The organism is Pseudomonas sp. W2-17 (assembly GCF_041060445.1).
Taxonomy (GTDB): Bacteria; Pseudomonadota; Gammaproteobacteria; order Pseudomonadales; family Pseudomonadaceae; genus Aquipseudomonas.
Genome location: NZ_JAUFNS010000036.1, coordinates 1 through 4,912, shown reverse-complemented (window position 1 = coordinate 4,912; position 4,912 = coordinate 1). Strand labels below are relative to the sequence as shown.

Genomic DNA, 4,912 nt, shown 5'->3' with positions numbered 1-4,912 from the left:
TCTTTCACCTGTTTGTATCGGCAAGGCTCAACCCGCAGGCAGCGCAAAGGCGGCCCACAACGTTGTGAGAAAAGAGTGGGTGGCCGCTGACGACCACCGCTGTAACGGGTTTTTTTGAAGCCCCGGGCTTAGCGCGCGAGTTTCAGGGCTACGCGGGGCTCAGCCTGCAACGCCCCATGCCCAGAGCGCGCCGAACACGGTTGCTCCTGATCGCCGAAGATCGATTCGACGACCTCCTGGGAACGGATCGCCAGCACCGACAACAGCGTGTCGCTCAAACCGTGGCTGTCTTCGCAGCAACCCTGCAGGAAAATCCCCGCTTCACTGCCGGGTGTCAGGGGCAAACGGTAGTGACGGTCGACGTTGGCGCCCTGGATGTATTGCTGAATGCCCGAGAGCAGCTCCAGGTGATAGTCGCGGCGGTAACCGGTGGCGAGCACGACCACGTCGAAGGTCTCGCTGTGCATCTGGTCATGGGGCGCATCGCGCAGGAACAGTTCGATGCCGTCAGCGGCGACTTCGGCGTGGACCACTTCGCGGTTGGTGAGCATGCGGTGACGCTCTTCGCCGCGCACCTTCTGCTGGTACATGCGCTGGAAGATCGTCTCGATCAGGTCGGTGTCGACCACCGAATAGTTGGTGTTGCGGAACTCGTCGAACAGCGCGACGCGACGCTCCTGGCTGTGATTGAAGATGGTGTCGGTGAACGACGGGTTGAAGATCTGATTGACGAAGGGGCTGTCATCGGAGGGTTTCAGCGCACTGCCGCGAATCACCAGCGTGGCCTCGACATTGTCGAAGCGCGAGGCCAGGTCTTCGAAGATTTCCGCCGCGCTCTGGCCGCCGCCGACCACCGCCACGCGCACCGGGCCAGGCCGGTTGGCGAGGAGTTTTTCGATGCCGCCGCGATAGCCGGCAGAGTGCAGCACGCGCGCGTCTTCAAGACCGTCGAAGGCCACCGGCGCCTGGGGAATGCCGCCAATGCCGAACACCAGATTGCGCGCACGACGGCGGGAGATTTCGCCATGCTCATCCCGGGACAGCACGTCCATGGCGACAAAGCGGCCGTCTTCGAAATACGGCTCCACCGACATGACTTCGGCGCCGTAATGGGCCTGTTCGTTGAAGTGCGACGCGGCCCAGGTCAGGTAGTCGGTGTACTCCTCGCGGGTCGGGAAGAAGGTCTTCAGGTTGATGAAGTCCTGCAGGCGGCCGCGCTCGTTGAGGTAGTTGACGAAGGTGAAACGGCTGGCCGGGTTGCGCAGTGTCACCAGGTCCTTGAGGAAGGAAATCTGCATGGTGGAACCGTCGATCAGCATGCCTTCATGCCAGTTGAACGCCGGCTTTTTCTCGAGGAAACACACGTGGGGCGCCAGACCGCTGCGCTGGGCATGCTCCTGGGTGGCGATGGCCAAAGCCAGGTTCGACGGGCCGAAACCGATGCCGATGAAGTCGTAGACGAGTTCCATGCTTCCCTCTCGTAAGGCGCGATGCGCGATCGACTCCGGCAGGCCCTACGACGAGGTCGTCGGCGCCGGATGGCCGTTCACGCAGATCAAAAATGTTTAAGACTGATTCTCATTAACATGACGACTGAGGCTGACGGCTGTTTAGTCCCGGTCGCCGAAATTTCTTACAACGCCTCGGCTGTGTTCATCTGGTAGGCGGCGCCGATCTCTTCCACCGCGTCGCGGCTGGCGTTTTCGCGGCGATCACCCTGCAGCTCGCTGAGCTGCCCGGACTCCATCTTCACCAGACGGTCGGCGAGGTCGAAGTACTGGTCGTCGTGGCTGATGGCAAACACCGTGACGCCAGCCTTTTTGAACATCGGCAGCAGCTCGCGGTAGAAGAAGCGGCGGAACAACGGGTCTTGGTCGGCAGCCCATTCGTCCAGCAGCAGAATGTCGCGCTTCTCCAGCAGCGCCAGCATCAGCGCCAGGCGCTTGCGCTGCCCCTGGGAAAAACGCGTGTCGAGCAAGTGCCCATCGGCGAGCTGCACCTTGTGCTTCATGTGCAGTTTTTCCAGCCAGTGCTCGACGTCAGCGATATCGGCGTTCTGCCCATCGGCGCCGAGCAATTGCGCAAACAGGTGGAAGTCGGTGAACACGCTGGCGAACAGCTGACGGTAGGCCAGCCAGTCCTCCGAACCGATGACCTGGCCGTCGATCAGGATCGCCCCTGCCGACGGTCGATACAGGCCGCTGAGCAAACGCGCCAGGCTGGATTTGCCGCTGCCGTTGCCGCCCATGAGGAACACGGTTTCGCCCCGGCGCAGGGTCAGGTTGACCGGGCCGACATCGAAACCGGGCTCGTCGCCTTGGGGCGCGTAGTGGTATTCGACGTCACGCAGTTCGAGGGTCTGCCAGTGGCCGGCGATGTGACTGGGCGCGACGTCGAAGCTTTCGTGGTGCTCGGCCAGGGCCAGTGACTCGACTTTATCCAGCGCCACGCGCCCGGAGATCTGCGCCGGAATCGCTGCCACCGCCAGCACCAGCGGCGTGCGCATGAACAGCACGGTCAGCGCATAGGTCGCCGCCACTTCCGTCGGCGCCCAGCCCAGGCCGTTGGCCAGGTAGAACGCCAGGCCGATGGTGCCGAGGACCATGATGTTGGCCCAGTTGCTGGCCAGGCCGTGATACCGATCAGCGAGGGTGAAATGCTCGCGGTAGCGCTGAGCGGCGACGTCGAAGGTTTCTTCGTACAGCCGGCGCGCGCGGTCGCGGTTGAGGGTCAGCTCCTTGCGCCCGTCGATCACGCCTTGATAGCTCTGATAGAGCTTGTCTTCGGACTCACGCAACGCCCGAATGTGAGCGTTGAGCTTGCCCACCAGCAACCAGCCCACGCCGAGGGTGAACGCCATCCAGCACAGCGTGGTGATGAACAGCGACGGTGACAGCCAGGCCAGGTAACTGAACGACGCGACGCTGAGCACCGAGCCGTAGATCAGGTCCGGCAGTTGCACGAAGGCCATGGTCACCGCGCGAATGTCGCTGGACAGGCTGGCGAAGATCTTCGCCCCGCCGATGGATTCGATGCGCTCGATGTTGGTGTCCAGCAGGCGCTTGACCATCACCCGACGCAGGCCGTAGACGAAGCGATGCCCGAGCGCGGTCAGCGACAGCGACGCCCCGGACGCCAGCGCCAGCAGTACGGCGAGCATCAGGCCGAATTGCCACAGCGCGGTGCCGAGACCTTCGTGGCTGCTGATCATGCGTTGGTTGACGAAGGCAATCACGCCGACGCTCAACAGCCCGCTGCTGACGCTCAGCAGCAGCACCATCGCAAGCGGCCAGCGGTATTGCTGGAAGACCAGACGAACTAATTTCATGAATGACTCCGGGCAGTGAAAACGAAAGACATGACGCGGCGATGCCTAGAGCTCGCCGAGCCGCGCGCGGCAGTGAGACAGGGTGTCGCGCAGGAGGAAATTGACCATGGTCGGTGAGGTGCCGATGACCTTGGCCACGTCGCGCTGGGTGTAGCCCTGGATCTGGCTGAGGTCGAAGACGATGCGCATGCGCTTGGGCAGTTCGTTGAGCGCGCCGACCAGTTGACCGAGGGACTCGCGACCGGCCAGCACGCGCTCCGGGGACACCTCGAAACGGATCTGCTCTTGCTGCTCGGCTTCGGCGCCGTGGTTGCGTTCGAGACGCTGGCGGCGAAGACGGTCTATCGACAGATTGCGCACGACGCGGAACATGTAGCGCGCAGGTTCCGCGGACGCGAGGTCACTTTCGAGCATCTTCACGAAAGCGTCCTGGACCACGTCTTCGGCCCGGGCGCGACAGCCGAGGAATTTTGCCGCCAGGCGCAGCAGCGCTTCGCGGTGGGTGTTGTAGGTGCCCATCAGCGCGTCGAGGCGCGGGTCTCTCGCGCCACGGGTGGCGCCAACACAAGGTGAGCCGAGCCGGGTGGGCTGGCTCATTGCAGGGCGAAAATCCATCTTGTTCGACATCCCTGGTAACAAAGGAACGCGAAGGATAACGCAAACGATTCTCATTGCAACGTAAGAAAGTTTACCGAATGGTGAAACTTTATCGTCGATACCCGAGTCTTTCTGGCCCTGCCGTCCTCATTTCATCAGGCGCAGCTCCAGGTATTGCAGCAGCATGATGGTCTTGCCGTCATTGATTTCGCCGCTTTCCACCATGGCGATGGCCCGCGCGAAATCCAGCTCCAGCACTTCGATGTCTTCGCCCTCCTCTTCCAGGCCACCGCCGTCGCTGACCCGATCGTCGGGCTGGTATTCGCCGATGAAAAAGTGAATGCGCTCGGTCACCGAACCTGGGCTCATGAAGGCGTCGAAGATCTTCTTCACCGAGCGCACGACGTAGCCGGTTTCTTCTTCGGCTTCCATGCGAATGCGCTCTTCGGGGCTGGCGTTGTCCAGCAATCCTGCTGCGGCTTCGATCAAATAACCATCGTGGCCGTTGACGAAGGCCGGCATGCGGAACTGGCGCGTCAGCACCACGGTGCGGCGTTGGAGGTTGTACAGCAGAATCGTCGCGCCATTGCCCCGGTCGTAGACCTCGCGGGTCTGCGACTGCCAACTGCCGTCACGGCGTTGCAGCTCGAAGCTGTATTTCTTGAGCACGTACCAGTTGTCGGAGAGGAGCTGTTCGTCGGTGATGCGGATGGGGGTGGAAGGCATGGTGGTCCTTATGGGTAGGGTTGGGTTGGATTGAGACTGGGGCAGCTACAGAGGTTTGTGCAGTAACTCGGACTTGTGGGAGCGAGCTTGCTCGCGAAGGCTTGGGTACATCCGCCGACTAACTCAGCGAACAAGACACCGTCTTCGTGAGTGAGCTGGCCTAATGACCCCGGACACCTCAATGGGGGAAACTGTACCCATTGAGGAACGATCATGACCAAGAAATACAGAAAGTTCGATGCAGCCTTCAAGCTTGATGTC

At 61.9% G+C, this 4,912-nt stretch carries 4 protein-coding genes; all 4 read right to left on the bottom strand.

The genetic code is table 11. The features are described 5' to 3' along the window. Positions 1-128 precede the first annotated feature (128 nt). A complete protein-coding gene (locus QWI20_RS26220) occupies positions 129-1,469 on the bottom strand; it encodes a lysine N(6)-hydroxylase/L-ornithine N(5)-oxygenase family protein (RefSeq protein WP_369307873.1) in 1,341 nt (446 codons plus the stop codon). A gap of 164 nt (positions 1,470-1,633) precedes the next feature. After that, positions 1,634-3,328: a multidrug ABC transporter permease/ATP-binding protein gene (locus tag QWI20_RS26215; protein WP_369307872.1), complete on the bottom strand. Its 1,695-nt coding sequence runs from the start codon at positions 3,326-3,328 to the stop codon at positions 1,634-1,636. Positions 3,329-3,373: 45 nt separating this feature from the next. After that, on the bottom strand, positions 3,374-3,925 hold the full coding sequence (locus tag QWI20_RS26210) for a sigma-70 family RNA polymerase sigma factor (RefSeq protein ID WP_369307871.1): 552 nt from the start codon (positions 3,923-3,925) through the stop codon (positions 3,374-3,376). 147 nt (positions 3,926-4,072) lie between these two features. Next, positions 4,073-4,651 carry a GDP-mannose pyrophosphatase NudK gene (gene nudK / locus QWI20_RS26205; RefSeq protein ID WP_369307870.1) on the bottom strand — a complete coding sequence of 193 codons (579 nt, stop codon included), beginning with the start codon at positions 4,649-4,651 and terminating at the stop codon, positions 4,073-4,075. Between the last annotated feature and the right edge of the window lie 261 nt (positions 4,652-4,912).